At 69.4% G+C, this 23,939-nt stretch carries 25 protein-coding genes and 3 pseudogenes; 15 read left to right on the top strand and 13 right to left on the bottom strand.

All coding sequences use genetic code 11. From position 1 onward, the window contains the following. Positions 1–469: 469 nt before the first annotated feature. A complete protein-coding gene (locus F4560_RS36680; protein ID WP_184927665.1) occupies positions 470–1,708 on the bottom strand; it encodes a DUF885 domain-containing protein in 1,239 nt (412 codons plus the stop codon). Positions 1,709–1,942: 234 nt separating this feature from the next. On the opposite strand from F4560_RS36680, the gene F4560_RS36675 reads away from it, so the two are divergent. Beyond that, entirely contained in the window at positions 1,943–2,281 is a 339-nt protein-coding gene (locus tag F4560_RS36675; protein WP_184927664.1) for a hypothetical protein, read from the top strand. Between the two features lie 342 nt (positions 2,282–2,623). After that, the gene (locus F4560_RS36670; RefSeq protein WP_184927663.1) at positions 2,624–2,965 is read left to right on the top strand and encodes a hypothetical protein; all 342 of its coding nucleotides are present in this window, start codon (positions 2,624–2,626) and stop codon (positions 2,963–2,965) included. Positions 2,966–3,062: 97 nt separating this feature from the next. On the opposite strand, the gene F4560_RS36665 is transcribed toward F4560_RS36670, so the two are convergent. Continuing rightward, the gene (locus F4560_RS36665; protein WP_184927662.1) at positions 3,063–3,842 is read right to left on the bottom strand and encodes an isoprenyl transferase; all 780 of its coding nucleotides are present in this window, start codon (positions 3,840–3,842) and stop codon (positions 3,063–3,065) included. An 82-nt stretch (positions 3,843–3,924) separates the two neighbouring features. Here F4560_RS36665 and trhA point away from each other — a divergent pair, with 82 nt between their 5' ends. From trhA to F4560_RS36650, 3 genes are all read left to right on the top strand, one after another. Beyond that, entirely contained in the window at positions 3,925–4,602 is a 678-nt protein-coding gene (gene trhA, locus F4560_RS36660) for a PAQR family membrane homeostasis protein TrhA (RefSeq protein WP_184927661.1), read from the top strand. A 274-nt stretch (positions 4,603–4,876) separates the two neighbouring features. Then, positions 4,877–5,299, top strand: coding sequence for an NUDIX hydrolase (locus F4560_RS36655; RefSeq protein WP_184927660.1), 423 nt, complete (start codon positions 4,877–4,879; stop codon positions 5,297–5,299). A gap of 53 nt (positions 5,300–5,352) precedes the next feature. Next, the gene (locus F4560_RS36650; protein ID WP_184927659.1) at positions 5,353–5,814 is read left to right on the top strand and encodes a DUF4265 domain-containing protein; all 462 of its coding nucleotides are present in this window, start codon (positions 5,353–5,355) and stop codon (positions 5,812–5,814) included. A 212-nt stretch (positions 5,815–6,026) separates the two neighbouring features. On the opposite strand, the gene abmR is transcribed toward F4560_RS36650, so the two are convergent. The 3 genes from abmR to F4560_RS36635 all read right to left on the bottom strand — a co-directional run bounded on the left by abmR (position 6,027) and on the right by F4560_RS36635 (position 9,451). Then, positions 6,027–6,584: an ATP-binding transcription factor AbmR gene (gene abmR / locus F4560_RS36645; RefSeq protein ID WP_184927658.1), complete on the bottom strand. Its 558-nt coding sequence runs from the start codon at positions 6,582–6,584 to the stop codon at positions 6,027–6,029. Between the two features lie 78 nt (positions 6,585–6,662). Beyond that, entirely contained in the window at positions 6,663–8,630 is a 1,968-nt protein-coding gene (locus tag F4560_RS36640) for a thioredoxin domain-containing protein (RefSeq protein ID WP_184927657.1), read from the bottom strand. 32 nt (positions 8,631–8,662) lie between these two features. Beyond that, positions 8,663–9,451, bottom strand: coding sequence for a hypothetical protein (locus F4560_RS36635; RefSeq protein ID WP_184927656.1), 789 nt, complete (start codon positions 9,449–9,451; stop codon positions 8,663–8,665). Between the two features lie 377 nt (positions 9,452–9,828). Between F4560_RS36635 and F4560_RS45840 the strand changes: the two are divergent. After that, positions 9,829–9,939, top strand: a pseudogene (locus F4560_RS45840) (metallophosphoesterase); the annotation flags it as partial. 137 nt (positions 9,940–10,076) lie between these two features. Here the strand turns inward: F4560_RS45840 and F4560_RS36630 are convergent. Then, positions 10,077–10,526 (bottom strand): annotated as a pseudogene (locus F4560_RS36630) (DUF255 domain-containing protein); the annotation flags it as partial. Positions 10,527–10,607: 81 nt separating this feature from the next. On the opposite strand from F4560_RS36630, the pseudogene F4560_RS36625 reads away from it, so the two are divergent. Next, positions 10,608–11,330, top strand: a pseudogene (locus tag F4560_RS36625) (metallophosphoesterase); the annotation flags it as partial. An 18-nt stretch (positions 11,331–11,348) separates the two neighbouring features. Here the strand turns inward: F4560_RS36625 and F4560_RS36620 are convergent. Both F4560_RS36620 and mca read right to left on the bottom strand, forming a co-directional pair. Beyond that, the gene (locus tag F4560_RS36620) at positions 11,349–11,585 is read right to left on the bottom strand and encodes a hypothetical protein (protein ID WP_312869889.1); all 237 of its coding nucleotides are present in this window, start codon (positions 11,583–11,585) and stop codon (positions 11,349–11,351) included. Between the two features lie 14 nt (positions 11,586–11,599). Then, positions 11,600–12,481: a mycothiol conjugate amidase Mca gene (gene mca / locus F4560_RS36615; protein WP_184927654.1), complete on the bottom strand. Its 882-nt coding sequence runs from the start codon at positions 12,479–12,481 to the stop codon at positions 11,600–11,602. A gap of 110 nt (positions 12,482–12,591) precedes the next feature. Between mca and F4560_RS36610 the strand changes: the two genes are divergently transcribed. After that, positions 12,592–13,002, top strand: coding sequence for a DUF4307 domain-containing protein (locus F4560_RS36610; protein ID WP_184927653.1), 411 nt, complete (start codon positions 12,592–12,594; stop codon positions 13,000–13,002). Between the two features lie 185 nt (positions 13,003–13,187). Beyond that, complete coding sequence (greA, locus tag F4560_RS36605) at positions 13,188–13,682, top strand: transcription elongation factor GreA (protein WP_184927652.1); 495 nt, start codon at positions 13,188–13,190, stop codon at positions 13,680–13,682. A gap of 82 nt (positions 13,683–13,764) precedes the next feature. On the opposite strand, the gene F4560_RS36600 is transcribed toward greA, so the two are convergent. Further along, positions 13,765–14,259, bottom strand: coding sequence for an Lrp/AsnC family transcriptional regulator (locus F4560_RS36600; RefSeq protein WP_051772821.1), 495 nt, complete (start codon positions 14,257–14,259; stop codon positions 13,765–13,767). A 74-nt stretch (positions 14,260–14,333) separates the two neighbouring features. On the opposite strand from F4560_RS36600, the gene hppD reads away from it, so the two are divergent. The 3 genes from hppD (at position 14,334) to F4560_RS36585 (ending at position 16,248) form a co-directional block, all read left to right on the top strand. Then, positions 14,334–15,515 (top strand): 4-hydroxyphenylpyruvate dioxygenase, encoded by a 1,182-nt coding sequence (gene hppD, locus F4560_RS36595; RefSeq protein WP_184927651.1) that lies wholly within the window; start codon positions 14,334–14,336, stop codon positions 15,513–15,515. A gap of 207 nt (positions 15,516–15,722) precedes the next feature. Beyond that, positions 15,723–15,953: a hypothetical protein gene (locus F4560_RS36590; protein WP_184927650.1), complete on the top strand. Its 231-nt coding sequence runs from the start codon at positions 15,723–15,725 to the stop codon at positions 15,951–15,953. 22 nt (positions 15,954–15,975) lie between these two features. Next, entirely contained in the window at positions 15,976–16,248 is a 273-nt protein-coding gene (locus F4560_RS36585) for a DUF2277 domain-containing protein (RefSeq protein ID WP_184927649.1), read from the top strand. A gap of 300 nt (positions 16,249–16,548) precedes the next feature. Here the strand turns inward: F4560_RS36585 and F4560_RS36580 are convergent, their stop codons facing one another. The 3 genes from F4560_RS36580 to F4560_RS36570 form a co-directional block, all read right to left on the bottom strand. After that, positions 16,549–17,700, bottom strand: a complete 1,152-nt coding sequence (locus tag F4560_RS36580) for a cystathionine gamma-synthase (protein ID WP_184927648.1) — start codon at positions 17,698–17,700, stop codon at positions 16,549–16,551. Positions 17,701–17,826: 126 nt separating this feature from the next. Beyond that, positions 17,827–18,978 carry an RDD family protein gene (locus F4560_RS36575; protein WP_184927647.1) on the bottom strand — a complete coding sequence of 384 codons (1,152 nt, stop codon included), beginning with the start codon at positions 18,976–18,978 and terminating at the stop codon, positions 17,827–17,829. A 107-nt stretch (positions 18,979–19,085) separates the two neighbouring features. After that, complete coding sequence (locus F4560_RS36570) at positions 19,086–20,456, bottom strand: cystathionine beta-synthase (protein WP_184927646.1); 1,371 nt, start codon at positions 20,454–20,456, stop codon at positions 19,086–19,088. A 96-nt stretch (positions 20,457–20,552) separates the two neighbouring features. Here F4560_RS36570 and F4560_RS36565 point away from each other — a divergent pair, with 96 nt between their 5' ends. Genes F4560_RS36565 through F4560_RS36555 form a run of 3 tightly spaced genes read left to right on the top strand, consistent with a single transcriptional unit; the run spans position 20,553 to position 22,876 of the window. Beyond that, positions 20,553–21,332: an SGNH/GDSL hydrolase family protein gene (locus F4560_RS36565; protein ID WP_184927645.1), complete on the top strand. Its 780-nt coding sequence runs from the start codon at positions 20,553–20,555 to the stop codon at positions 21,330–21,332. 56 nt (positions 21,333–21,388) lie between these two features. After that, on the top strand, positions 21,389–22,609 hold the full coding sequence (locus F4560_RS36560) for an acetyl-CoA C-acetyltransferase (protein ID WP_184927644.1): 1,221 nt from the start codon (positions 21,389–21,391) through the stop codon (positions 22,607–22,609). Positions 22,610–22,663: 54 nt separating this feature from the next. Then, complete coding sequence (locus F4560_RS36555) at positions 22,664–22,876, top strand: hypothetical protein (protein WP_184927643.1); 213 nt, start codon at positions 22,664–22,666, stop codon at positions 22,874–22,876. Positions 22,877–23,056: 180 nt separating this feature from the next. Here the strand turns inward: F4560_RS36555 and F4560_RS36550 are convergent, their stop codons facing one another. Further along, positions 23,057–23,857 carry a Bax inhibitor-1/YccA family protein gene (locus F4560_RS36550; RefSeq protein WP_184927642.1) on the bottom strand — a complete coding sequence of 267 codons (801 nt, stop codon included), beginning with the start codon at positions 23,855–23,857 and terminating at the stop codon, positions 23,057–23,059. Between the last annotated feature and the right edge of the window lie 82 nt (positions 23,858–23,939).

The raw sequence follows: 23,939 nt of genomic DNA, 5'->3' as shown, positions 1-23,939 counted from the left end.
ACGGCGCCGGGAAGTGCTGCGCGATGAGCCTGAGGAACGGCTCGCGGGTCGTCGTGCGTTCACGGCAACTCCCTCACGAACGCGGCACCCGCGTCCGCTCCTCGCTGGGCCAGGCACCACCCCGATCGACCGGCACGCCCCGCTAGCTCAGGCGTGCCGACCACGAGGGCCGGGTGCCGGCCCCCTCGCGCTCATCACCGCCGGCGGAACCGGCAACTCGACGACAGCCACGATCAGGGCCTCCCTGCGCGGCCCGCAGTGGACGCGGCCCGCCAACCGGAAGTTACCTCCGCTGGTCCCTCTTATGCAGGCAGCCACACAGGTGATTCGTCAATTCGTCACTTCGTCGCAAAACAGCCGAAAGACGGCCACTTGGGGTGCCCGCGGGCGACAAGCAACCGTCACATCGGCGCAACACCGGGTCGTCCACGCAGCTCAGAGCCCATACGGCCGAAGGTGGCGAGTGTCGTCACCCTGGGTCGCGGGACAGCCAGGACACCCCCGCCCGGACTTCCTCCGTCAACGTGGCCGGTGTCAAGGGTTCATCGAGAAGTCTCAAATACCTGTCACCCAGAGTGTCCGTCGGTGCACGCAAGTCCAACCAGGCGCGGACAAGTCGAACGCCTTCCACGTACGTCGTCGTGTACGCCCGCCACAGAGGGTCACCGAGGAAGCGCAGCATGTGGCGGGCACGGCGTTCCGGAACGAGCAGCCAGCGGCACAGGAACGCCACCACGTCGTCCGGATGGGCGCGCTGGTCGTGCAACATCAGGGCCGCGTCCTGCCGCACGGTGAGCAGCCCGGACAGCGCGCCCTCGACGCGTTCGGCCAGGTCGCCGTCCATCCTCAGGCCCAGGTCGGCCATGACGTCCTCGGTCCACCGCCCCCAGCCGGCTCCGACGACGGCGTGCAGGCCCAGCTCGGCCATGCCCTCGGCGGTCAGGCACTGCGGCGAGTTGATCAGGAACAGGGACTGCTCGGCGTGGCCGCGCTTGCCGACCAGGCCGACCTCCTTGCGGCAGTGCTCGGTGTGGTGGCCGGGGTAGGACTCGTGCGCGACGAGGTGCGGCAGGTTCGACATCCGGTGGCCCAGGTCGGCGTTGATCGCCACCCGTGAGCGGAAGTCGCCCAGGTAGTAGTTGAAGCCGCTCCACGGCTTGTCGGTGACGACCTCGTACTCCACGACCTCGTTCGCGGGCAGCTCGAACCGCTGTCTTACACGGTCGCGCAGCGCGCTGGACAGGGCGTGCACGGCGGCCTTGAGCCGGTGCGGCGGCACCGCGTCCAGGGCGCGGTGGTCGGCGAGCCGTTCGGCCACCGAGCCGTGGCCGGGCAGCACCTCGTCCAGCTGGAGGTGCGCGCGGCGGTAGGTGTCGGGGTGGCCGGGGCGGATGTCGACCTGGAAGTACGCCCGCACCTCGTCCACGAAGCCGATCCGCACGCCGGCGAGCTTGCGCGCGGTGGTCTCGGCCGCCACCAGGTGGGCGTCGAGGAACCGCCGGCGGTCCGGTTCGAGGTCGACGTCACGCAGTTCGCGGCGCAGCAGCGTGGCGCGGCCGGCCAGCGCGACCGGGTGCGGCCTCGGCTCGGTGTCGACGGCGCGGCGCAGCGCCCGGTCTCCGGTGAACGAGTCGACCAGGCCGGGCGACAGGCGGTCCAGCCGCAAACAGAGCAGCAGGTACTCGCGCACGATCGTGTCGCCATCCACGGACTGAAGACCATACGAGATGACCTGGCGGACTACCACACGGGAACGCCCACGACGAATCATGACGGGGAAAGACACCGTAACGAGGGATACCAACCATCAGTGGATCACACAATGGTGTTATTGAGATCCAGTCGGGACCAGCGGTTCGGTAGTTTGCCCGTCAGACAACCCACATCCGGGCTTCCCGGCACCACAGGACCGACGGGGAATCCCACAAAGAGGAGTGTTGAAGTGCTGAAGAAGGCGAGCAGGGTCGCCGCGATCGTGACCGGTCTGATGATGGTCGGCGCTCCGGCATTCGCCGTGACGGGTGAGCCCGACGACCACGGTGACGGATACGCACCCGGTCACGGTCACTCGGGGGACGGCCATTGGCAGCCGTGGATCCCGGAAGACGATGACGACGGCGCCCACGTCCACCAGACCGGCCTGATCAACTTCGCCGAGGACTCCGACGTGCTGAGCAACATCAACATCTGCAACGTCGAGGTCAACGTCCTCGCCGTGCCGATCCTGTCGAACAACGACGAGGTCGTCTGCATCAACACCGACAACGACGACAACGGCTGACTCCACCGACGTTCCGCCCGCCAGATCGACACGCCCGATCCACCGCGCGACAGCCGGTGGGACCGATCAGGACGTGCGCACCACCGTTGAAATACCCCGTCCGGCAATAGCTTCAATGGGCGTCACGTGACGCGGTGGTGTTGCCCTGAACAGGTCCGATAACCAAATCGAAAATGTGACGTTCACACGATGGTGTCGACCTGGTGCAATCCGCAAGGCAAGTCGGTAAATTACCGAGGCGAGGGCAAACCGCCTGAGCCGCCAGACTCCCCGAATGCTCCGGAATGTACGGACGAGGTTCTGGGCGTCACATCAATTCCCCACTAGAGGAGTGTGTTCTACATGTTGAAGAAGGCAGGCGCCGTCGCCATCGCCGCGGCTGGCCTCATGATGCTTGGCTCTCCCGCGTTCGCCACCCCGCACTGGGACGGTCAGGGCGACGTCAACACCGCCATCGGTGAACTGGAGAACAACTACCAGGAGGACGCGGAGGACGGCGACTACGCCGACCAGTTCGGCCTGATCAACTTCGCGCAGGACTCCGACCTGCTGAGCAACATCAACGTCTGCGAGGTCGAGGTCAACGTGATCGCGATCCCGATCCTCTCGAACAACGACGAGAGCTACTGCATCAACACGGACAACGACGACAACGACACGCACGGCCAGGGCGCAGGCAACTGAGTCCACGCTGATGTCCGCCAAGGGCGGCGCTCCCCTGCACGGGGTGCGCCGCCCTTGGGCGTAGTCGGGGTCTTCCGTGAACCGGGACGCGGGCGGGCTACGAGCCGAAGCGGCGGTGCCGGACCGCGTAGTCGCGCAGGGCTCGCAGGAAGTCGGTGCGGCGGAACTCCGGCCAGTAGGCCTCGCAGAACCAGAACTCGGAGTGCGCGGACTGCCACAGCATGAACCCGGACAGCCGCTGCTCGCCCGAGGTGCGGATGAGCAGGTCCGGGTCGGGCTGGCCGGACGTGTAGAGGTGTTCGGCGATGTGGTCGACGTCCAGGACCTCGGCCAGCTCCTCGATCGTGCCGCCGGACTCGGCGTGCTTCTGGAGGAGCTTGCGGACCGCGTCCGCGATCTCCTGCCGGCCGCCGTAGCCGACCGCGACGTTGACCTCCAGGCCGGTGCGGCCCTTGGTGCGCAGCGCCGCGGCGGACAGGCGGGCGGCGGTCTCGGTGGGCAGCATGTCCAGCGCGCCGACGTGCCGGACGCGCCACGGGTTACCGGGCTCGGCCAGCTCGTCCACGATGTCGGCGATGATGTCGAGCAGCGGTTCCAGCTCTTCGGCCGGTCGGTCGAGGTTGTCCGTGGACAGCATCCACAGCGTCACCACCTCGACCTCGGCCTCGCGGCACCAGGTCAGCAGTTCGAGGATCTTGCGCGCGCCCGCGCGGTGGCCGTGCGCGACATCGGTGAAACCCGCTTCCTTCGCCCAGCGGCGGTTGCCGTCGAGCACCACGCCGACGTGGCGTGGTCGTTGCTTGCCGTCGAGCCAGCGGTTGAGCCGGAACTCGTAACCTTTGAGCAGGACGCTCTTGACCCGTTCGCGAAGACCCACGCTGGAAGAGCGTACGCCGGGTGGGCGCGGTCACGCCTTCGTGTGCTGACCTCGTCGGCGACGCTCCCGTAACCTCGGGCAGGTGACCACGTCGACGCATCCCCAGCCGCCCGAGCCCGCGCTGCGGCCACGGCTGCGTGGCTGGCTGCACCTCTGGTCGTTCGTCGTGTCCGTGGCGACGGGCGCGACGCTGATCGCCCTGGCGGCGGCGACCGTGTCCGGGAAGGCCGCGCTGGCCACGTCCGTGTACGGGGCGACGGTGCTGGGCCTGTTCGGGGTGAGCGCGCTGTACCACCGGGTGAACTGGGTCAGCGTGCGGGCGCGGACGTGGATGAAACGGCTCGACCACTCGATGATCTTCGTGTTCATCGCGGGCACCTACACGCCGTTCGCGCTGCTCGCGATGGACCCCGGCACCGGCAACGTGGTGCTGCTGGTCGTGTGGGCCGGCGCCCTGGGCGGCGTGACGCTGAAACTCGCGTGGCCGCACGCACCGAGGTGGCTCGGCGTGCCGATCTACATCGCCCTGGGCTGGGTGGCGGTCTTCGTCCTCCCCGACCTCCTCCACCACGTGGGTGTGGCGGCCCTGGTCCTGTTGCTGGTGGGCGGCCTGCTGTACACGGTCGGCGCGGTGTTCTACGCGACCCGTTGGCCCAACCCTTGGCCGGCCGTCTTCGGCTACCACGAGTTCTTCCACGCGGCGACGGTGTTGGCGGCGCTGTGCCACTACGTCGCCATCTGGTTCGCGATCTACTCCTGACCAGCGGTTATGCGGTTGGTTGGTGGTCGTTTCCCATGATCAGGCCGTCAACCTTGCACTCAGCCGGCAGCGCCGGCTGAACCGCCCGCATCCGAGCTTCAGGCCACGGCTTGACCTTGCCGCTCCTTGGCGATCGACCCAGGGATGTACGACGTGGCCACCTCCACCGACCGGCCATCAGCCAGGTACCGCCGAGGCCGCACGATCACCCGCTCCCGCAGCTTTCGACGTGTCCATGTCGCCCACAAGTCCACTCAGCGACGAAAGCGGGAGAATGGCCGACACGCCTCGTCATTCGGTCAGCGTCGCCGGAATCGTGGTCAACGATTCGGGAGAAGTGCTGGTCATCCGCCGCAGGGACAACGACCACTGGGAGCCACCCGGCGGAGTTCTGGAGATGGACGAAACGTTCGAGGAGGGCGTCAGGCGAGAGGTCCTGGAGGAGACTGGAATTTCAGTCCAGGTCGAACGTCTTACCGGCGTCTACAAGAACATGCAGCGAGGCATCGTCGCTCTGGTCTACCGCTGCACGCCGCTCGACGCTCCGAGCCGCGCAACGGACGAAGCGGCGGAGATCCGTTGGATGGCGCTGGACGAGGTACGTGAGGAAATGGCGCCTGCCTACGCGATCCGAATCACCGACGCGTTCGAGCCCACATTGCACACTCGCGCTCATGATGGCGTGAACCTGCTGTGACTCAGCCACGCCCTCCCGACCACGAAGCTGCGGCACCGCCGAGCAAGCGCCGGATGTTCAAGGTTGCCTTTGACCTGCGGGACGGGACCGAATCGGGGTTCGCCGCAGCGTCCGCGGAGAGGCTGTGGACGGAGAAGACAACTACGCGGATGGTCGTACAGGTGCGCAACATCCCGTTCTTCGTCCAAGGTGTGGCCTTCGGCGATACCGTGCGGGTTCGAGCCGATCACGACCGACGAGAGTTGGTCTTCGAGGAACTTCTCGCGAGATCTGGACACTCCACTGTTCAGATCAACATTCCCGGTCAAGACGCAGTAGCCCCGATAGAAGCCGTCCTGCAACAACTCGGTTGCTCATGGGAAACCGCCTCGGCAGGCAAATTGTGGGCCGTCGACGTCCCACCCGAGGCGGACTACGCATCAGCAAGAGCCGCGCTTCTCCTGGTGGTTGCGAAGGTAGGAGCAGTGCTCGAAGAAGCCTCGATAGCAGCACACCACAGCAACAACGATCGGTAAAGCGATCCCACAAGCAGCACCACCTGCCATAAGGCGAGCGTTGGCGCTGCTGAATTCTGCTGTATGGGATCAATTCAAGCCGCCTGCGACGGCGTGAAGCAGCTCGGCGGCGGCACCAGTCGGGACGATCGCGCGGTCACGCGGCTTGGTCGGGCAGGGCACGGCCGTCCCCGGCAGGGTCGGGGACGGCGGTTTCGCCTGAACGGGTCGGCTCAGGCCCGGTCGGGGCCTTGGGCGCGGAGGTCGTCCACCCTGGTCATCGCTTCGCGGAGGTCGGTGAGCCAGGTGTCGGCGTGCTCGCCCACCAGCCTGACCGCCCACGCCAGGGCCTCTGAACGGGACCTTGCGACGCCGGCTGCCACGAGGGTGTCGAGCACCTTGCGCTCGGGCTGCCGCAAGCGCGTCATCACCGGCACGGACAGCGTCGTGAACAGTTCCTCCGTGCCGCCGATCCGCGCACCCCAGGCGACCTTGCGCTGGTAACGGTGCTCGGCTTGGCGCGCTATCTCGATCCGTTCATCCCTGGTCTGCTCACGGAACCGGCTGATCCGGCCCGATTCGGCTGCCGAACGTTCCGCGTCGTCGGCGAACTCACCGGCGAGCGGCGGCAGGGTGCCGACTACCAGGATCTCCTCACGGTCCACCGTGACCACCGGCGCCTCGGTGAACCAGTCGTCGGGCAGCCTCCCGCCGAACCAGCCCGCCGCGTCGTCCGCCGGCGGCTGGTCGGCCTGCTGCCACCCGCCCCGGCCTCCCCATCCACGTCGCATCGGAACCACCCACCTTGATTACATGATTACGTCCATGCCGACGTTACGCCGCTTACACGGCGGTACAAGGTGGGTTCGCTAGCGGTGGACGGCGAGGGCGGCGGTCAGGTCTTCCACGGACGTCACCGGTCGGTCGCAGACGTAGCCGCGGCACACGTAGGCCGCCGGTGCGCCGTCCACCAGAGGCCGGTCGGCGAGCAACGGCGCGGAGTCCGGGGCGCCCGCCACCACGACGCCTCCACCATGCACGCCGGTCCACGCGGCCGTGACCAGGTCGGATGCGTCCCCGACCACCGCGACCTGCACCGGCCCCAGCGCCATCGCCTCCGCCACGGCCAGCCAGTTCCCGGCGAACCGGGGCTCACGGGCGGCCAGCAGTCCGGCTCGGGCCACGGCTGCCTCGGCCGCGTCACGGTAGGTCGAAGGACCGCCCAGCACCGACGCCGTCACCAGCGCCGAAGCCAACGAAGACGCACCGGACGGGCTCGCGTTGTCCGACGGGTCTGACGGCCGCTGCACCAACGCCTCCGCGTCGTCCGCCGTGTCGTAGTAGACGCCGGGCTCGTCCCCCGCGAACCTGGCCAGCGCGGTGTCCAGCAGCTCACCGGCCACGGTGAACCACCGCACCTCCCCCGTAGCCTGGTGCAGCGCCAACAGGCCGTCGGCGAAGCAGCCGTAGTCCTCCAGCACCCCCGCCGCCGTGCCCACGACACCGTTGCGCGACGTGCGCAGCAGCCGCCCGTCGACCAGGTGCACGTCCAGCACCAACGACGCCGCCCGCGCCGCGGCCTCCACCCACCTCGGCTCGCCGAACACCGCACCCGCCTCGGCCAGCGCCGCGATCGCCAACCCGTTCCACGCCGTCACGACCTTGTCGTCACGCCCTGGCTGCGGCCGTCGGTCCCGTGCCTCCAACAGCTTGGCGGCGATCTCCGGGTCCGGTGTGCCGAACATCCGCAACGTCGACGAACCGTGCTCGAACGTGCCCTCGTCCGTCACGCCGTAAAGCTCCGCAGCGCGCGCTCCGGCCGCCATCCCCAGCACCTCGACCAACTGCGCGGGCGTCCACACGTACGTCGACCCCTCGACGCCCTCGGTGTCCGCGTCCAGCGACGCCGCGAACCCGCCCTCCGGCGTGCCCAGGTCCCGGAGCAGGAACTCGGCCGTCTCACGCACCACCGCCCGGTACCGCGGGTTGTCGGCACGGCGGCTCAGGTGCGTGTAGACGCGCAGCAGCAGCGCGTTGTCGTACAACATCTTCTCGAAGTGCGGCACCACCCACGCCGCGTCCACGCTGTACCGCGCGAACCCGCCCGCGAGCTGGTCGTACAGCCCGCCGTTCGCCATCGCGTCGCACGTCGCCCGCGCCATCGACAGCGCCTCCACCGACCCGGTCCGCTCGTGGTGCCGCAGCAGGAACTCCAGCACCATCGACGGCGGGAACTTCGGCGCGCCGCCGAACCCGCCGTTGGACCGGTCGAAGTGGCCCAGCAACGACACCACCGCGCCCGCCAGCACGTCGTCGTCCACAGTGGACTGCGGCAGCGGCTTGAACGCCAGCTGCGACACGATCCCCGCCGCCGACTCGCGCACCTCGTCGCCCTGCTCACGCCACGCGTGGTCGATGGCCTCCAGCACCTGGCGGAACGACGGCATGCCGTGGCGCGGCGACGGCGGGAAGTACGTGCCCGCGTAGAACGGCTCGCCGTCGGACGTGAGGAAGCACGTCATCGGCCACCCACCATGCCCGCTGAGCGCCTGCGTGACCGCCATGTACACCGCGTCCACGTCCGGCCGCTCCTCGCGGTCCACCTTCACGTTGACGAAGTGCTCGTTCATGTACGCCGCGGTCGCCTCGTCCTCGAACGACTCGTGCGCCATCACGTGGCACCAGTGGCACGCCGCGTACCCGACCGAGAGCAGCACCGGCACACCCCGTTCGCGGGCCTCCTCGAAGGCCTCCGGCGACCACGGCCACCAGTCCACCGGGTTGTCCGCGTGCTGGAGCAGATACGGGCTGGTCGAGGACGCGAGCCGGTTCGTCATGGCTCCACGGTAGTTCCCGCTCGCTCGGGCCCTCAGCCCGCTCCGTTGCCGACGAACTCCGCCACCCGCTGAACCACGCCGTTCGAGATGACCGTGATCTTCTGCCTGCCTCGCAGCTTCGTGTACGGGCAGCCACCCGGGCCCTCCCGAAGCGTCGCCGACGCGTCACCCGGCGCGATCCACAACAACGCGCCGGAACGCAGCCACTCGGTCAACTCGAAGTCGTACTGCGACACTCCCGGGATGTCCCAGTCCCAGCCTTCGCCGACGCCGTCCCGCCCCACCCTGTAGGTGTTGGTCCCCCACAGATTGACCAGGCGCACTCCCACGGGCGGCGGCCCGAAGTAACTGATCACCCAGCCGGTGTGCACCCCGACCGACACCTCGCTGAGCACCGCCCGGACGCCCGGACCACGCAGGATTCGCGGCACCACGAACGGCACGTCCGGGCCGGGCACCACAGCGTACGGCGGATGTTCCACCGGTTTTCGGAGCCGCATCGCCCCGCTCATCGCAAGCCAGGTCGGCGGCAGATCAGCCGGCGGCCGGCGGGTGGCCGCCAGGTATTCCCAGAACCAACCATCCAAACCGGCCGTCTCGATCGGCCAGCGCACCAGCGCTCCGCTGTGCGGACACCGGGCCACGGTCACCTCGGGCAGCAGCTCCCGGTAGCGCTGGGCGATCTCGTCGATCCGGTCATAGTCCGCGAACGCCTCGTCGACGCGGTCGGCGCGAAAGCTCTCCCTGGCCCGCACCCGCAGCAGGTCGCCCTCGGCCATCAGCGTGGCCCTCTCGACCATGAAGTCGTCGGTATCGGTCATCAGGGTGCCGATCAGCCCTTCCCGCCCGTGTGCGCGGGCCTTCAGCCAGTGTGCAACGGCGTGTCGCGCATGTCGCGCTCAAAGGCGTTCTGGCCGTACAGGTCGTGGTCGCCCGCGACCGGTCACAGTTCCTTCTTTTCACTGTAGCCACGGATCACCGGGTCGACCATCACGAACCGGCCGGTCCCTTCGGCTTTGAGCAAGCGACCGCATCTTCGCCCCGTGCTCCCACCGCGCGTCCACCGCATCGGCCCCCTCCAACCCGAGCGCCGTCCCCGCAAGGGGTTCGTGTCGCGACAGGCCTCAGGGGTTCTCCAGATGGCTCCACAACGGCCGGACCGGTCGACCAGACTGTCCGGATGTAGCACCCGGACGAGCACCCGAAGGGCCGCAAGGTGACGTTCCTGGGCGATCTCGTGGACCGCGGCCCGGACACGCCGGGCGTGCTGCGGCTCGCGATGGCCATGGTGGCTGCCGGCAACGCGGTCTCGTGCGCGCGAGCTACCGGGAGCGCGTGAGCTGGTTAACGCGGGTGGGTGACGCCGGCGCGGGCGTGCTCGTCGCCCCCGACCTCGTCCTCACCTGCTCGCACGTCGTGCCGCACGACCCGGTGGATGTCACGCAGCAACGACACCACCGCGCCCGCCGGCACGTCGTCGTCCACAGTGGACTGCGGCAGCGGCTTGAACGCCGGCTGCGACACGATCCCCGCCGCCGACTCGCGCACCTCGTCGCCCTGCTCGCGCCACGCGTGGTCGATGGCCTCCAGCACCTGGCGGAACGACGGCATGCCGTGGCGCGGCGACGGCGGGAAGTACGTGCCCGCGTAGAACGGCTCGCCGTCGGACGTGAGGAAGCACGTCATCGGCCACCCACCATGCCCGCTGAGCGCCTGCGTGACCGCCATGTACACCGCGTCCACGTCCGGCCGCTCCTCGCGGTCCACCTTCACGTTGACGAAGTGCTCGTTCATGTACGCCGCGGTCGCCTCCGGCGACCACGGCCACCAGTCCACCGGGTTGTCCGCGTGCTGGAGCAGATACGGGCTGGTCGAGGACGCGAGCCGGTTCGTCATGGCTCCACGGCAATTCCGGGCCGCAATTCGTTCATGATCGCGCGACCGGTCGATCAGACTGTGCGCATGGTGTCCTCCGACGAACCCTTACCGCACGACCTGCGGCACGAGACCGGCCCGTTCGACGTGATCGGTGACGTGCACGGCTGCCACGTCGAGCTGGTCCACCTGCTGCGTGAACTGGGCTATTCCACCGACGGCGTCCACCCGGACGGGCGCAAGGTGGTGTTCGTCGGCGATCTCGTGGACCGCGGCCCGGACACCCCCGGCGTGCTGCGGCTGGCCATGGCCATGGTCGCGGCGGGCAACGCGGTCTCCGTGCGCGGGAACCACGAGGAGAAGCTGGTGCGCGCGCTGAAGGGCCACGCCGTCCAGCTCAACCACGGACTGGAGCAGTCGATGGAGCAACTGGCCCGGGAGACGCCGGAGTTCCGCGCCGAGGCGCTGGCGTTCTGCGACTCGCTGGTGCCGCACTTCGTGCTGGACGGCGGCAGGCTCGTCATCGCGCACGCCGGCCTGCCCGAGAGCTACCACGGCCGCGAGTCGGCGCGGACGCGGTCGTTGGCGTTGTGGGGCGTGAGCACCGGCCGGCACGACTCCCGGGGGTTCCCCGTCCGCTACCCGTGGGCGCGGGACTACCGGGGCGCCGCGATGGTCCTCTACGGACACACTCCGGTCGAGGAGCCGGAATGGGTGAACGGGACGTTGTGCCTGGACACGGGCTGCGTGTTCGGCGGCAGGCTCACCGCCCTGCGCTACCCCGAACGCGAGATCGTGTCCGTGCCCGCCCGCCGCGCCTGGTACCGGCAGTAGGCCCCGGACCTACTCCTTCTTGCCGTTGTCGTCGGTCTTCGCCTCGGTCTTGTCGAACGACGCGGGCAGCTTCCGCAGGTGCTTGTTCATCGACTTGACCAGGAAGACCACCGCGATGAAGAACAGCACCAGGATGAGCAGGCCCAGCGGGGAGGACTTGCCGAAGTCCTCCTGCTGGCCGCCCGGGTCCTTTTCCGTGGACGGCTGCGAAGCCAGCACGACCGCGGTGGTCTGCTCCCACGGAATCGGGTCGAACGAGGTCACGCGCTCACCCTCTCCCGGACGCCCGCGAACAGGTCGTCCTCGGGCACGGTGCTGTCGACCAGCGACCGCGCCAGCTCGTACTCCTCCGTCGGCCACACCGAGCGCTGCATCTCCAGCGGCACGGCGAACCAGCGGCTCTCGGGGTCGATCTGGGTGGCGTGGGCCTTCAGCGCCTCGTCGCGCACCGGGAAGTAGTCGGCGCACTCGACCCGGGTGGTGACCCGCTCGATGACGTCCGGCTTGTCCTTGTCCCAGCCCGCCAGCCACTCGGCGTACGGGGACTCCTCGCCCTCCGCGATGAGCGCCTCGTGGAACGCCGTCAGCTTCGCGCGCGAGAACCCGTGCGAGTAGTACAGCTTCAGCGGCTGCCACGGCTCACCCCGGTCGGGGTAGCGCTCCGGGTCGCCGGCCGCGTCGAACGCGGCGATCGACACCTCGTGGCAGCGGATGTGGTCGGGGTGCGGGTAGCCGCCGTTCTCGTCGTACGTGACGATGACGTGCGGGCGGAACTCGCGGATCACCTCGACCAGCGGCGGCGTGGACTCCTCCAGCGGCACGAGGGCGAAGCAGCCCTCGGGCAGCGGCGGCAGCGGGTCGCCCTCGGGCAGGCCCGAGTCCACGAAACCCAGCCAGCGGTGCTGGACGCCCAGGATCTCGGCCGCACGAGCCATCTCGGCACGCCGGACCCCGCTCATGTCCGCGAGCACCTCGGGACGGTCCATGGCGGGGTTCAGAATGCTGCCCGCCTCGCCTCCGGTGCAGGTCACGACCATCACCTCGTGGCCCTCGGCGACGTAGCGGGCCATCGTCGCGGCACCCTTGCTGGACTCGTCGTCGGGGTGCGCGTGCACCGCCATCAGGCGCAGCTTCTCAACCATGACGGTGGTGTTCCTCCTTGCCCCTGCCGGACCGGACCGGTCCAGCCCCTGCGACACTCAACGCGACAGTCGAGCGACATTGTTCCCCACGGGCAGGAAGGCGTCGGCAAGTGGCACTGCCCGAGGGCCGGTACGGCACACCCCGGCGTCCGTTGCCCCGCTGGGCCCGTTGGTCACTCCCCGTGATCGCGGTGCTGGTGGGAGGCCTGGTCGCGTGGGTCGGCTACCGCAACCTCGGCACCATGCCCGTCGAAGCCAAGCAGACCGCGTTCGAAGTGCTGGACGACAGCGCGGTGGAGATCACTTTCGAGGTGGTCCGGCAGACGCCGGAGCAGGCCGTCGTGTGCATCGTGCGCGCGCGTTCCCAGGACGGCGACGAGGCGGGCCGGCGGGAAGTCCTGGTGCGGCCCGGCGCCGACACCGTGCGCGCGACGACGGTGCTCAGAACGTCCAAACCCCCGGTCACCGGTGAGGTGTTCGGCTGCTCCTACCAGGTTCCGGCGTACCTGTCCACGAGGTAGCGGCCAAGCGGGTGATCTGGGGGTTTAGTGGCGGATCCGGGAACAAAACGCCGTCGCTGAACGTTGTCTGCGTGTTACTCTGGCCTATCAGCACGGCCCCGACGCGGGCCGTGTTTTTCCGTTCCGGGCTGGCGCGCCCGGGAACTGCCAGCCCACGCCGTGGGCCGGAGCAAGACAAGGAGTTGGTGACCGTGAGCGACACTGAGGTGACCTGGCTGACCCAGGAGGCCTACGACCGGCTCAAGGGAGAGCTGGACGAGATGATCGAGAATCGCCCGGTCATTGCTGCGGAGATCAACGCGCGTCGCGAAGAGGGTGACCTCCGCGAGAACGGCGGGTACCACGCGGCCCGTGAGGAGCAGGGCAAGCAGGAGGCCCGCATCCGGCAGTTGCAGGAGCTGTTGAGGGTCGCCAAGGTCGGCGAGGCGCCCACGGTCTCGGGTGTCGCGGCACCCGGCATGGTGCTCACTGTGCGTTACGACGGTGATGACGAGACCGAGGAGTTCCTACTCGCCACCCGTGAGGAGGGCGCGCACGGAGCCCTGGAGGTCTACTCCCCCTCGTCCCCGCTGGGCAAGGCGTTGCTCGGCGCCAAGGAGGGCGAGAAGCGCCAGTACGAACTGCCCAACGGCAGCACGATGAAGGTCACACTGATCAAGGCCGTGCCGTACTCCGGCTGACCCCAAGACATCGGGAGGGCGGCCACCACGCGGGGTGGCCGCCCTTCTGCTGTCAGACCACGTGCTGTCAGACCACGTGCTGTCAGACGACGTGCTCCAGCAGCGGGCGGACCCGCGGCGGGACAGGTGTGGAGAGGGCGATCGACGTGGACAGGCGCTGCACGCCCGGCACGTCCACGATCGAGTCGATCACCCGCTGGAGGTCGGCGTTCGACCTCGCCACCACCCGCACGAACAGGTCGCCCGGCCCGGTGGTGGCGTGCACCTCGCACACCTCGTTGATCGCGGCCAGGCCTTCCGACACCTCGTGCCGGCGTCCCTGGGCGATCTCCAGCACGGCGAACGCGGTCAGCCCGTAGCCCATCGCGGCCAGGTCCAGCGCGGGCGGGAACCCGGTCAGCACACCGCGCGCCACCAGCCGGTCCAGCCGGGCCTGCACGGTGCCGCGCGCCACGCCCAGCCGTCGTGAGCACTCCAGCACGCCCAGCCTCGGCTCGTCGGTGAGCAGCAGCAACAGCCGTGCGTCCAGAGCGTCGACGGCCTGGTCAGAGTGTTCAGTTTGCGGGTCCGAGGGCATGGTTCACTGTACAAAACGTCCAGTGGAACTGATGACTGTTGCTCACCCTGACCAGCGTGCACATCCTGTGGAGTATGACGCAGCAGCTTGACGACGTGAGCTACGACCAGCTCCGCCAACTCGTGGGCCTGGTCGACTACGACGGGACGCGCGACCCGTTCCCCGTCCGCTCGTTGGACGCCGTGGTCTTCGTGGTCGGCAACGCGACCCAGACCGCTTGGTTCTACCAGGTGGCGTTCGGGATGGAGCTCGTCGCGTACTCGGGGCCGGAGACCGGGCAGCGGGACCACAAGTCCTTCGTGCTGAAGTCCGGCTCGGCGCGGTTCGTGATCAACGGGGGCGTGCGGCCGGACAGCCCGTTCCTCGACCACCACCGCAAGCACGGTGACGGCGTGGTGGACCTCGCGCTGGAGGTCGCCGACGTCGACCGTTGCATCGCGCACGCGCGGACGCAGGGCGCGACCGTCCTCGAAGAGCCGCACGACCTCACCGACGAGCACGGCACCGTCCGCGTCGCCGCCATCGCGACGTACGGCGAGACCCGCCACACGCTCGTCGACCGGTCCCGCTACACCGGCCCTTACCTGCCCGGATACGAGGCGCGGAAGAGCACGGTCGTGCGGCCGGAAGGTGCGCCGAAGCGGTTGTTCCAGGCGGTCGACCACTGCGTGGGCAACGTCGAGCTCGGCCGGATGGACCACTGGGTCGAGTTCTACAACCGGGTGATGGGCTTCGTGAACATGGCGGAGTTCGTCGGCGACGACATCGCCACCGACTACTCGGCGTTGATGAGCAAGGTCGTCTCCAACGGCAACCACCGGGTGAAGTTCCCGCTCAACGAGCCGGCCGTGGCGAAGAAGAAGTCGCAGATCGACGAGTACCTGGAGTTCTACTCGGGCGCCGGGGTGCAGCACATCGCGCTGGCGACGAACGACATCGTGGCGACGTTGACCGCGATGCGTGCGGCGGGGGTGGAGTTCCTGGAGACGCCCGACTCGTACTACGACGACCCGGAGCTGCGGGCGCGCATCGGTGAGGTGCGCGTGCCGATCGAGGTGCTGAAGGAGCACCGGATCCTGGTCGACCGGGACGAGGACGGCTACCTGCTCCAGATCTTCACCAAGCCGACGGGCGACCGGCCGACGGTGTTCTACGAGCTGATCGAGCGGCACGGGTCGCTCGGGTTCGGCAAGGGCAACTTCAAGGCGTTGTTCGAGGCGATCGAGCGTGAGCAGGACCGTCGGGGCAACCTCTAGCGGTTGACGGGCGGTTCGGCGGTTCGACGGTTCGGCGGTTCCAGGAACTGTCGGGGCCGCCTCCGACGTTGTGCCGACAACGGGCCGGTCCGGGCGCCCCCTGGCCGGCCCGTTCCGGTCGGAACGCTGATGATGCCCTACCAGGTGCGCCGGGACCGGTACTCTCGGAGCGGGGGCATCTCACAGAGCATTCACCTGGAGGGTGGCATGGCGCTCGCGGCACGGGTCACCGCGGTGATCCCGCTCGTCGGAGCGATGGCCACGGCCGTGGCGTTGACCGGCGCGGCCTTCTTCACCGTGGCCCACGCGGGGTGTGCGGAGAGCGGTCGGTTCGTGGAGCGCGACGGTGTGGTGGAGTTCGTCGGCGGGTGCGTGAACGGCCACGACCTGCCCGTCGTGCCGCGGGTGGAGAACGCGCGGTACGACGTCAAGCCTTGACGACTTGGGCGATAGTAGAGCCATGTGTCGCAACATCAGGGTGCTCCACAACTTCGAGCCGCCGGCGTCCGAGGACGAGATCCGTGCGGCTGCCGTGCAGTACGTGCGCAAGGTGAGCGGGTCGACCCATCCGGCGGCGGCGAACCAGGAGGCGTTCGACATCGCCGTCGAGGCGGTCGCCGAGGCCACCCGCGTGCTGCTGGACTCGCTGGTCACGAAGGCCCCGCCGCGTGACCGTGAGGTCGAGGCCGCCAAGGCGAAGGAACGTGCCGCCGTCCGCTACGGCCCCCGCTAACCCGCGAACCCCCGCGCGAGTCGAACCCCCAGGTCCCGCGTGTCGAACCCCCAGACCCCGCGTGTCGAACCCCCAGACCCCGCGTGTCGAACACTCAGGCCCCGTGAGTCCTACGTTCGCGACCCCCGAATTCAACGCTCGGAACACTCGAGCCGTCCGGTCGAACACCACGAACCCCGCGCTCGGGTCGGCTGAGCGCGGGGTTCGCGGTGTTCTGAGCGTTGAATTCAGGGGTCCTGAACGTAGGACTCACGGGGTCTGGAGGTTCGACACGCGGGACCTGGGGGTTCGACTCGCGGGTTAGTCGAGGGCGGCGGTGAGGTCGGCTACCAGGTCGTCGGCCGATTCGATGCCCACCGAGATGCGGACCAGGTCGGCGGGGACCTGCAGGAGCGAGCCGGCGGTGCTGGCGTGGGTCATCCGGCCCGGGTGCTCGATCAGCGACTCGACGCCGCCGAGCGACTCGGCCAACGTGAACAGCTTGGTGCGCGAGCAGACCCGAAGGGCCTCCTCCTCACCACCCTTGACCAGGAACGACACCATGCCGCCGAACCGGCGCATCTGCTTCGCCGCGACCTCGTGACCCGGGTGGTCGGGCAGGCCCGGGTAGTACACGCGGCCCACCTTGGGGTGCCGGAGCAGCGCCTCGGTGATCTTCTCGGCGTTGTCCGAGTGCTTCTCCATGCGCACTTCGAGCGTCTTGATCCCGCGCAACGTCAGCCACGCGTCGAACGGCCCCGGCACCGCGCCCGCGCCGTTCTGGAGGAAGCCGAACTGGGCGTCGAGGTCGTCGTCCGACGTGATCAGCGCACCGCCGACGACGTCCGAGTGCCCGCCCACGTACTTGGTGGTCGAGTGCAGCACCACGTCCGCGCCCAGCTCCAACGGGCTCTGGAGGTACGGCGAGGCGAACGTGTTGTCGACCACGAGCCGCGCGCCGGCCGAGTGCGCCACCTGCGCGAGCACGGCGATGTCGGCGATGTTCAGCAGCGGGTTGGTCGGCGTCTCGATCCAGATGACCTTGGTGTTCGGCCGCACGGCCGCGCGCACGGCGTCCACGTCGGACAGCGCCACCGGCGTGTGCTCGACGCCCCACTGCGAGAACACCTTGTCGATCAACCGGAACGTGCCGCCGTACGCGTCGTCCGGGATGATGACGTGGTCGCCGGGGCGGCACATCGCCCGCAACGCCGTGTCCGTAGCGCCCATGCCCGAGGCGAACGCGCGGCCGTGTCGGCCGCCTTCGAGAGCCGCCAGGCACTCCTCCAACGCAGCCCTCGTGGGGTTGCCGGTGCGGGAGTACTCGAAGCCGCCGCGCAGTCCGCCGACGCCGTCCTGGGCGTACGTGGACGTGGCGTGGATCGGCACGATGACCGAGCCCGTCGTCGGGTCGGGGTCCTGCCCGGCGTGGATAGCCCTGGTCGCGAAACCGTAGTGGCCGGTGTCCGTCATGTGTCCAGGGTACGGCGGCGGAAACGACGACCGCCCGCCGGCTGGAGGGCCGACGGGCGGTCGCGGAAAAGCCGTGGAACACGGCGTGGAACAGGTCGAAAAGGTGAATCGATACCGCTCAGCCGGTCACCACTGCTGGGGCGGCTGCTGGCCGTACGGGTTCTGCTGCTGCGGCTGCCCGTACGGGTTGGACGCGGGCGGCTGCCCGTAGGGGTTCGGCTGCTGCTGCCCGTAACCGCCACCGCCGGGGTAGCCGCCGGGGGCCGCGGCCTCCGGGGCGTTCACCACGACGGTGCCCATGATCTTGTCGGCCCACGTCTGCTTCTTGAGCTCCCACAGCGGCGCGAACCAACCCACGTAGCACGCGATCGAGTCGACGGTGTGGCACAGGTGGCGGACGAAGGCGTTGCCGAAGCCGATCGGCTGCCCCGTCTCCTCCTTGATCAGCTTGACCTTCGCGATCTTCTTCCCCATGGACTGGCCGGTGGTGCCGGCCAGGTACCAGGAGTTGTAGATCATGAAGCCGATGAGGCCGACCCAGGCGACGAGACCCAGGATGATCGAGATCGTCGGGTCTCCGGCCATGATGCCCACGAAGACCAGGACGCCGACGATGAGGCCGGGCGCGGCGTAGTCGATCAACGCGCCGACCGCGCGGGTGCCCCACTCCGCGTACCCGCCGGCCGGCGGTGGGAAGGCGGCGGGCTGGCCGTAGCCGGGCTGCGCGCCCCACGCCTGCTGCTGCTGGGCGGGCTGGCCGTACGGGTTCGCCGGCGGCTGCTGGCCGTATGGGTTCGGCTGCTGCTGCTGTTGGGCGTACGGGTTCGCCGGCGGCTGACCGTACGGGTTGGACGGTGGCTGCTGGCCGTACGGCTGCTGCTGTTGGGCGGGCTGGCCGGGCTGGCCGGGCTGCCCGTAAGGCTGCTGGCCGAACTGCTGTTGCTGCCCGTACTGCGCGGGCGGCTGCTGGCCGTAGCCGGGCGGCTGCTGGGCCGGGAACGCGCCCGAGCCCGGCTGCTGCTGCGGCTGGCCGTAGGGGTTGGACTGCGGCTGCTGGGTCGCGCCCGGCGACACGACCTGCGTGGCGTCCGGGTTCGACGCGGGCTGCTGGCCGGCGGACACGACCTGGGTCGCCTCCGGCGGAGGGAAAGCAGGGGGCTGGCTACCGCTCGGCACGACCTGGGTCGCGTCGGCGTTCGGGGGCTGGGCACCCTGCCCCTGCTCCTGCTGGTTTTGACCGCCGAACTGCTGGTTCTCTGGCGGCTGCGGAGCGTTCATCGGAGTTTCCAACCCCCTTGGCACGGGCCGTAGGCGTATGAGTCGGTGGCCCACGCTAGCGGATGGCGCAGTCCTGTCGACCGGCAACCGGACAACGCGCGTCCCGTTCAGCGACCAGCGAGGAAACCCAGGATGTCCTGCCGGGTGACGACGCCGGCGGGCTTGCCGTCCTCCAGCACCAGCGCACCGTCCGCTGAGGACAGTGCCTGCATCGCGGAGGTGATCGACTCGCCCGCGCCGATCGTCGGGAGTTTCAACGACATGTGCCGGTCGAGCCGGTCGGTCAGCTGCGCCTTGCCGGTGAACAACGCGTCGAGCAGGTCCCGCTCGTTGACCGCGCCGGCGACCTCGGCGGCCATCACCGGCGGCTCGGCGTTGACGACGGGCATCTGCGACACGCCGTACTCGCGCATGATCGCGACCGCCTCGGCGACCGTCTCATTGGGATGGCCGTGCACGAGGTCCGGCATGGTGCCGTCCTTGCGCCGCAACACATCCCCGACCGTCGCGCCGGACGTGTCGGGCGACAGGAAGCCGTACTGCGCCATCCACTTGTCGTTGAACACGCTCGACAGGTAGCCGCGTCCGCCGTCGGGCAGCAGCACCACGATCACGTCGTCCGGACCGGCCTTCTCGGCCACCCGCAACGCCGCCGCGACGGCCATGCCGCACGAGCCGCCGACGAGGAGGCCTTCCTCGCGGGCCAGCCGCCGGGTGAGCTCGAACGAGTCGCCGTCGGACACGGCCACGATCTCGTCGCACACCGTGCGGTCGTAGGCGTCCGGCCAGAAGTCCTCGCCGACGCCCTCCACCAGGTACGGCCGGCCGCTGCCGCCGGAGTACACCGAGCCCTCCGGGTCCGCGCCGATGATCTTCACGCGGCCCTCGGAGACCTCCTTGAGGTACCTGCCGGTGCCGGAGATGGTGCCGCCGGTGCCGACGCCCGCGACGAAGTGCGTGATCCGGCCCTCGGTCTGCCGCCACAGCTCGGGTCCGGTGCCGTGGTAGTGGCTGGCCGGGTTCTCCGGGTTGGCGTACTGGTTGGGCTTCCACGCGCCGGGGATCTCGGCGACCAGGCGGTCGGACACGTTGTAGTACGAGTCGGGGTGCTCCGGCGCGACCGCGGTCGGGCACACCACGACCTCGGCGCCGTACGCCTTGAGCACGTTGCGCTTGTCCACGCTGACCTTGTCCGGGCAGACGAAGACGCACTTGTAGCCCTTGCGCTGGGCCACGAGCGCCAGGCCGACGCCGGTGTTGCCGGACGTGGGCTCGACGATCGTGCCGCCGGGCTTGAGCTCGCCGCTGCGTTCGGCCGCTTCCACCATGCGCAGCGCGATGCGGTCCTTCACGCTGCCACCGGGGTTGAGGTACTCGACCTTGGCCAGGATGAGCGGCTGGAGCCCTTCGGCCACCGCGTTCAGCTTCACCAGCGGCGTGTTACCGACCAGGTCTACGACGCTCTCGACGTACTCCACGACGGACCTTCCACTTCTTGAGATGACTCGCTGAGCGTATATGGGCGCCGCGGCGGTCGGCCCGGTGGACGATGGGGACTTCGGGAAGGGGTCTCGATGCGGGGGTTCCGGCTTCTGGCGGTGGTGGCGGGGGCGCTGGGCGGGCTGACCGGCGTGGCGTACGGGCTGTTCACCGAGCAGTCACGGCGGGCGCGGGTGGTGATCGGGGTGCTGGACGCGCCGCCGCCGCGTGCCGACGGGGTGTACGGGGCGGGTGACGGCACGCCGCTGCGGTTCGCCGTGCTCGGCGATTCGATGGCCGCGGGCCTGGGCGTGGACGATCCGGCCGAGCTGCCGGGCGTGGTGCTGGCGACCGGGCTGGCCGAGGAGGTCGGGGCGCCGGTGCGGCTGGAGACGTACGCGATCTCGGGTTCGACGACGCGTGACCTGTCCGCGCAGGTGGACCGGGTGGTGGCGGACCCGCCGGACGTGGCGTTGGTGATCATCGGGGCGAACGACGTGACCACGCGGCTGTCGGTGCCGGTGTCGGCGGCGTTGCTGGGCGTGGAGGTGCGGCGGCTGCGTGCGGCGGGGGTCGGGGTGGTCGTCGGCACGTGCCCGGACCTGGGCACGGTGCGGCCGATCGGCGAGCCGCTGCGGTCGGTGGCGCGAACGTGGTCGCGGGGGCTGGCGCGGGCCCAGCGGGTCGAGGTGGAGCGGGCCGGCGGGGTGGCGGTGGCGATGGGCGACCTGCTGGCGGCGGAGTTCCACGCGCGGCGGGTGGACTACTTCAGCCGTGACCAGTTCCACCCCAGCGCGGCCGGGTACGAGGCGACGACGTCGATCCTGCTGGCTCCGCTGTGCGGCGTCGTTCGTCACGAGTGCCGGCCGCGCTGAACGGGCGTTAACTAGGCTGCACGTCACCCACTGCGGCGAAACGAAGGAGTTCCGTAATGCCTGAGGCCGTGATCGTCTCCACCGCCAGGTCGCCCATCGGGCGCGCTGGCAAGGGTTCGCTAAAGGACATGCGCGCCGACGACCTGACCGTCCAGGTCCTCCACGCCGCGCTGGCGAAGGTGCCGCAGCTCGACCCGGCCGACATCGACGACCTCATGCTCGGCTGCGGCCTGCCCGGCGGCGAGCAGGGCTTCAACCTGGGCCGCGTGGTGTCCGTGCTGGCCGGGTTCGACCGGTTGCCGGCGACGACCGTCACGCGGTACTGCGCGTCCAGCGTGCAGACGACCCGCATGGCGCTGCACGCGATCAAGGCCGGCGAGGGCGACGTGTTCATCAGCGCCGGCGCGGAGACGGTGTCGCGGTTCGCGCGCGGGTCGTCCGACTCGTGGCCGGAGACGCACAACCCGTTGTTCGCCGACGCCGAGGCGCGGACGGCCGCGGTGGCCCAGTCCGGCGCGTCCGGGTGGGTGGACCCGCGGGAGAACGGGCAGCTGCCGGACATCTACGTCTCGATGGGGCAGACGGCGGAGAACCTGGCGCTGACGAAGGGCGTGTCGCGCGAGGAGATGGACCAGTTCGGCGTGCGGTCGCAGAACCTCGCCGAGAAGGCCATCGCCAACGGGTTCTGGGCGCGTGAGATCACGCCGGTCACGCTGCCGGACGGCACGGTGGTGTCGGCCGACGACGGCCCGCGGCCGGGCGTGACGATCGAGGGCGTGTCGGGGCTGAAGCCGGTGTTCCGGCCGGACGGGCGGGTGACTGCGGCCAACTGCTGCCCGTTGAACGACGGCGCGGCGGCGTTGGTGATCATGAGCGACGTGAAGGCGCGGGAGCTGGGCATCACGCCGTTGGCGCGGATCGTGTCGACGGGGGTGTCCGGGTTGTCGCCGGAGATCATGGGACTCGGGCCGGTCGAGGCGTCGCGGCGGGCGTTGGCGCTGGCCGGGCTGTCGGTGTCGGACATCGACCTGGTGGAGATCAACGAGGCGTTCGCGGCGCAGGTCATCCCGTCGTACCGGGACCTGGGGATCGACCTGGACCGGCTGAACGTCAACGGCGGCGCGATCGCCGTGGGTCACCCGTTCGGGATGACCGGCGCGCGGATCACCACGACGCTGGTCAACGCGCTCCAGTTCCACGACAAGCAGTTCGGGCTGGAGACGATGTGCGTCGGCGGCGGCCAGGGCATGGCGATGGTGGTCGAACGACTGAGCTGAATCGCGTCACGGTTACTGTTACCGCGCGTCCTACCTAAAAGTAGGGAGGTCGGGGTGACGATGCCGTACGTGTGGTGGCACAGCGGGTACGACCGGCTGTGCCACGCGTTCTCCGTGGACCAGGCCTCGGAGGTGTACTTCCAGGCGGCGTGCGCCCACTCGGTGCCGCCGGAGTTCGTGGTCCGGACGCCGGGTGGGGCGTTGTGCGTGCCGTGCCTGGTCGAAGTCGGCTCGGCGATGGAGGACGACGGCGGCTGGCGCGACTGACCCCCGACCCGCGACCCCGACCTCGCCCGGTGTTCTGAGCGTTGAATTCGGGGGTCCTGAACGTAGGACACGGTGGTCCTGAACGTAGGACTCGCGGGGTCTGAACGTAGGACTCACGGGGGAAGGCGAAGGGCGCCCTGGCGGAGTGCCGGGGCGCCCTTCGTGTGGTGCTGGGTGTTGCTAGTCGTTCTGGAAGTACGACAGCAGGCGGAGGATCTCCAGGTACAGCCAGACGAGCGTGGTCATCAGGCCGAACGCGGCCAGCCAGGCGTACTTGGCCGGCAGCCCGCCGCGGATCATCTCGTTGGCCGCCTCGAAGTCCAGCAGGAAGCTGAACGCCGCGATGCCGATGACCACCAGGCTGAAGATGATCGCCAGGGTGCCGCCGTCACGCAGGCCCATGTTCACGCCGAACATGCCCATGACCAGGTTGCCGAGCATGAGCACGACCGCGCCGACGGTGGCGCCGATGATCCACTTGGTCAGGCGCGGCGTGACGCGGATCGCGCCCGTCTTGTAGACCACGAGCATCGCGCCGAACACACCGAACGTGCCGAGGATCGCCTGCCACGCGATGCCGGGGAACATGCTCTCGAAGACGCCGGTGATGGCGCCCAGGAACACACCCTCGGCGGCCGAGTAGGCGAGCACCATCGGCCCGCTGGCGAGGTTCTTGAAGATGATGATCAAGGCCAGGACCAGGCCGATGATCATGCCCGGGAGCATGAGCGCGAACGGCGAGATCTGGCCGGAGAGCACCAGCCACGCCGAGACGAAGCCGGTGAGCAGTGCCACACCGAGCGTCGTGGCGGTCTTGGTGACCACGTCGTCGATCGTGATGGGGCGCTCGCCAGTGGTCGGCGGAGCACCCTGGTAGCCGCCGTACTGCTGCGCCTCGTTGGGTTGGCCGAAGCCTGCGTAGTTACCGCTACCGCCGCTGGTCGGCAGGTTGCGGAACGCGGGGTTGCTGGTGGTACGCACCTCGTCCTCCTGTGGCGTGCTGACGCCGTCACGGGTTCAACGACCACACGAGTCGATCGGTTCCCGTCGGGTAAAAGCGACT

The sequence above is a fragment of the Saccharothrix ecbatanensis genome (genome assembly GCF_014205015.1).
Taxonomy (GTDB): Bacteria; Actinomycetota; Actinomycetes; order Mycobacteriales; family Pseudonocardiaceae; genus Actinosynnema; species Actinosynnema ecbatanense.
The sequence above is the reverse complement of the archived record's forward strand: the minus strand, read 5'-3'. Positions and strand labels throughout refer to the sequence as shown.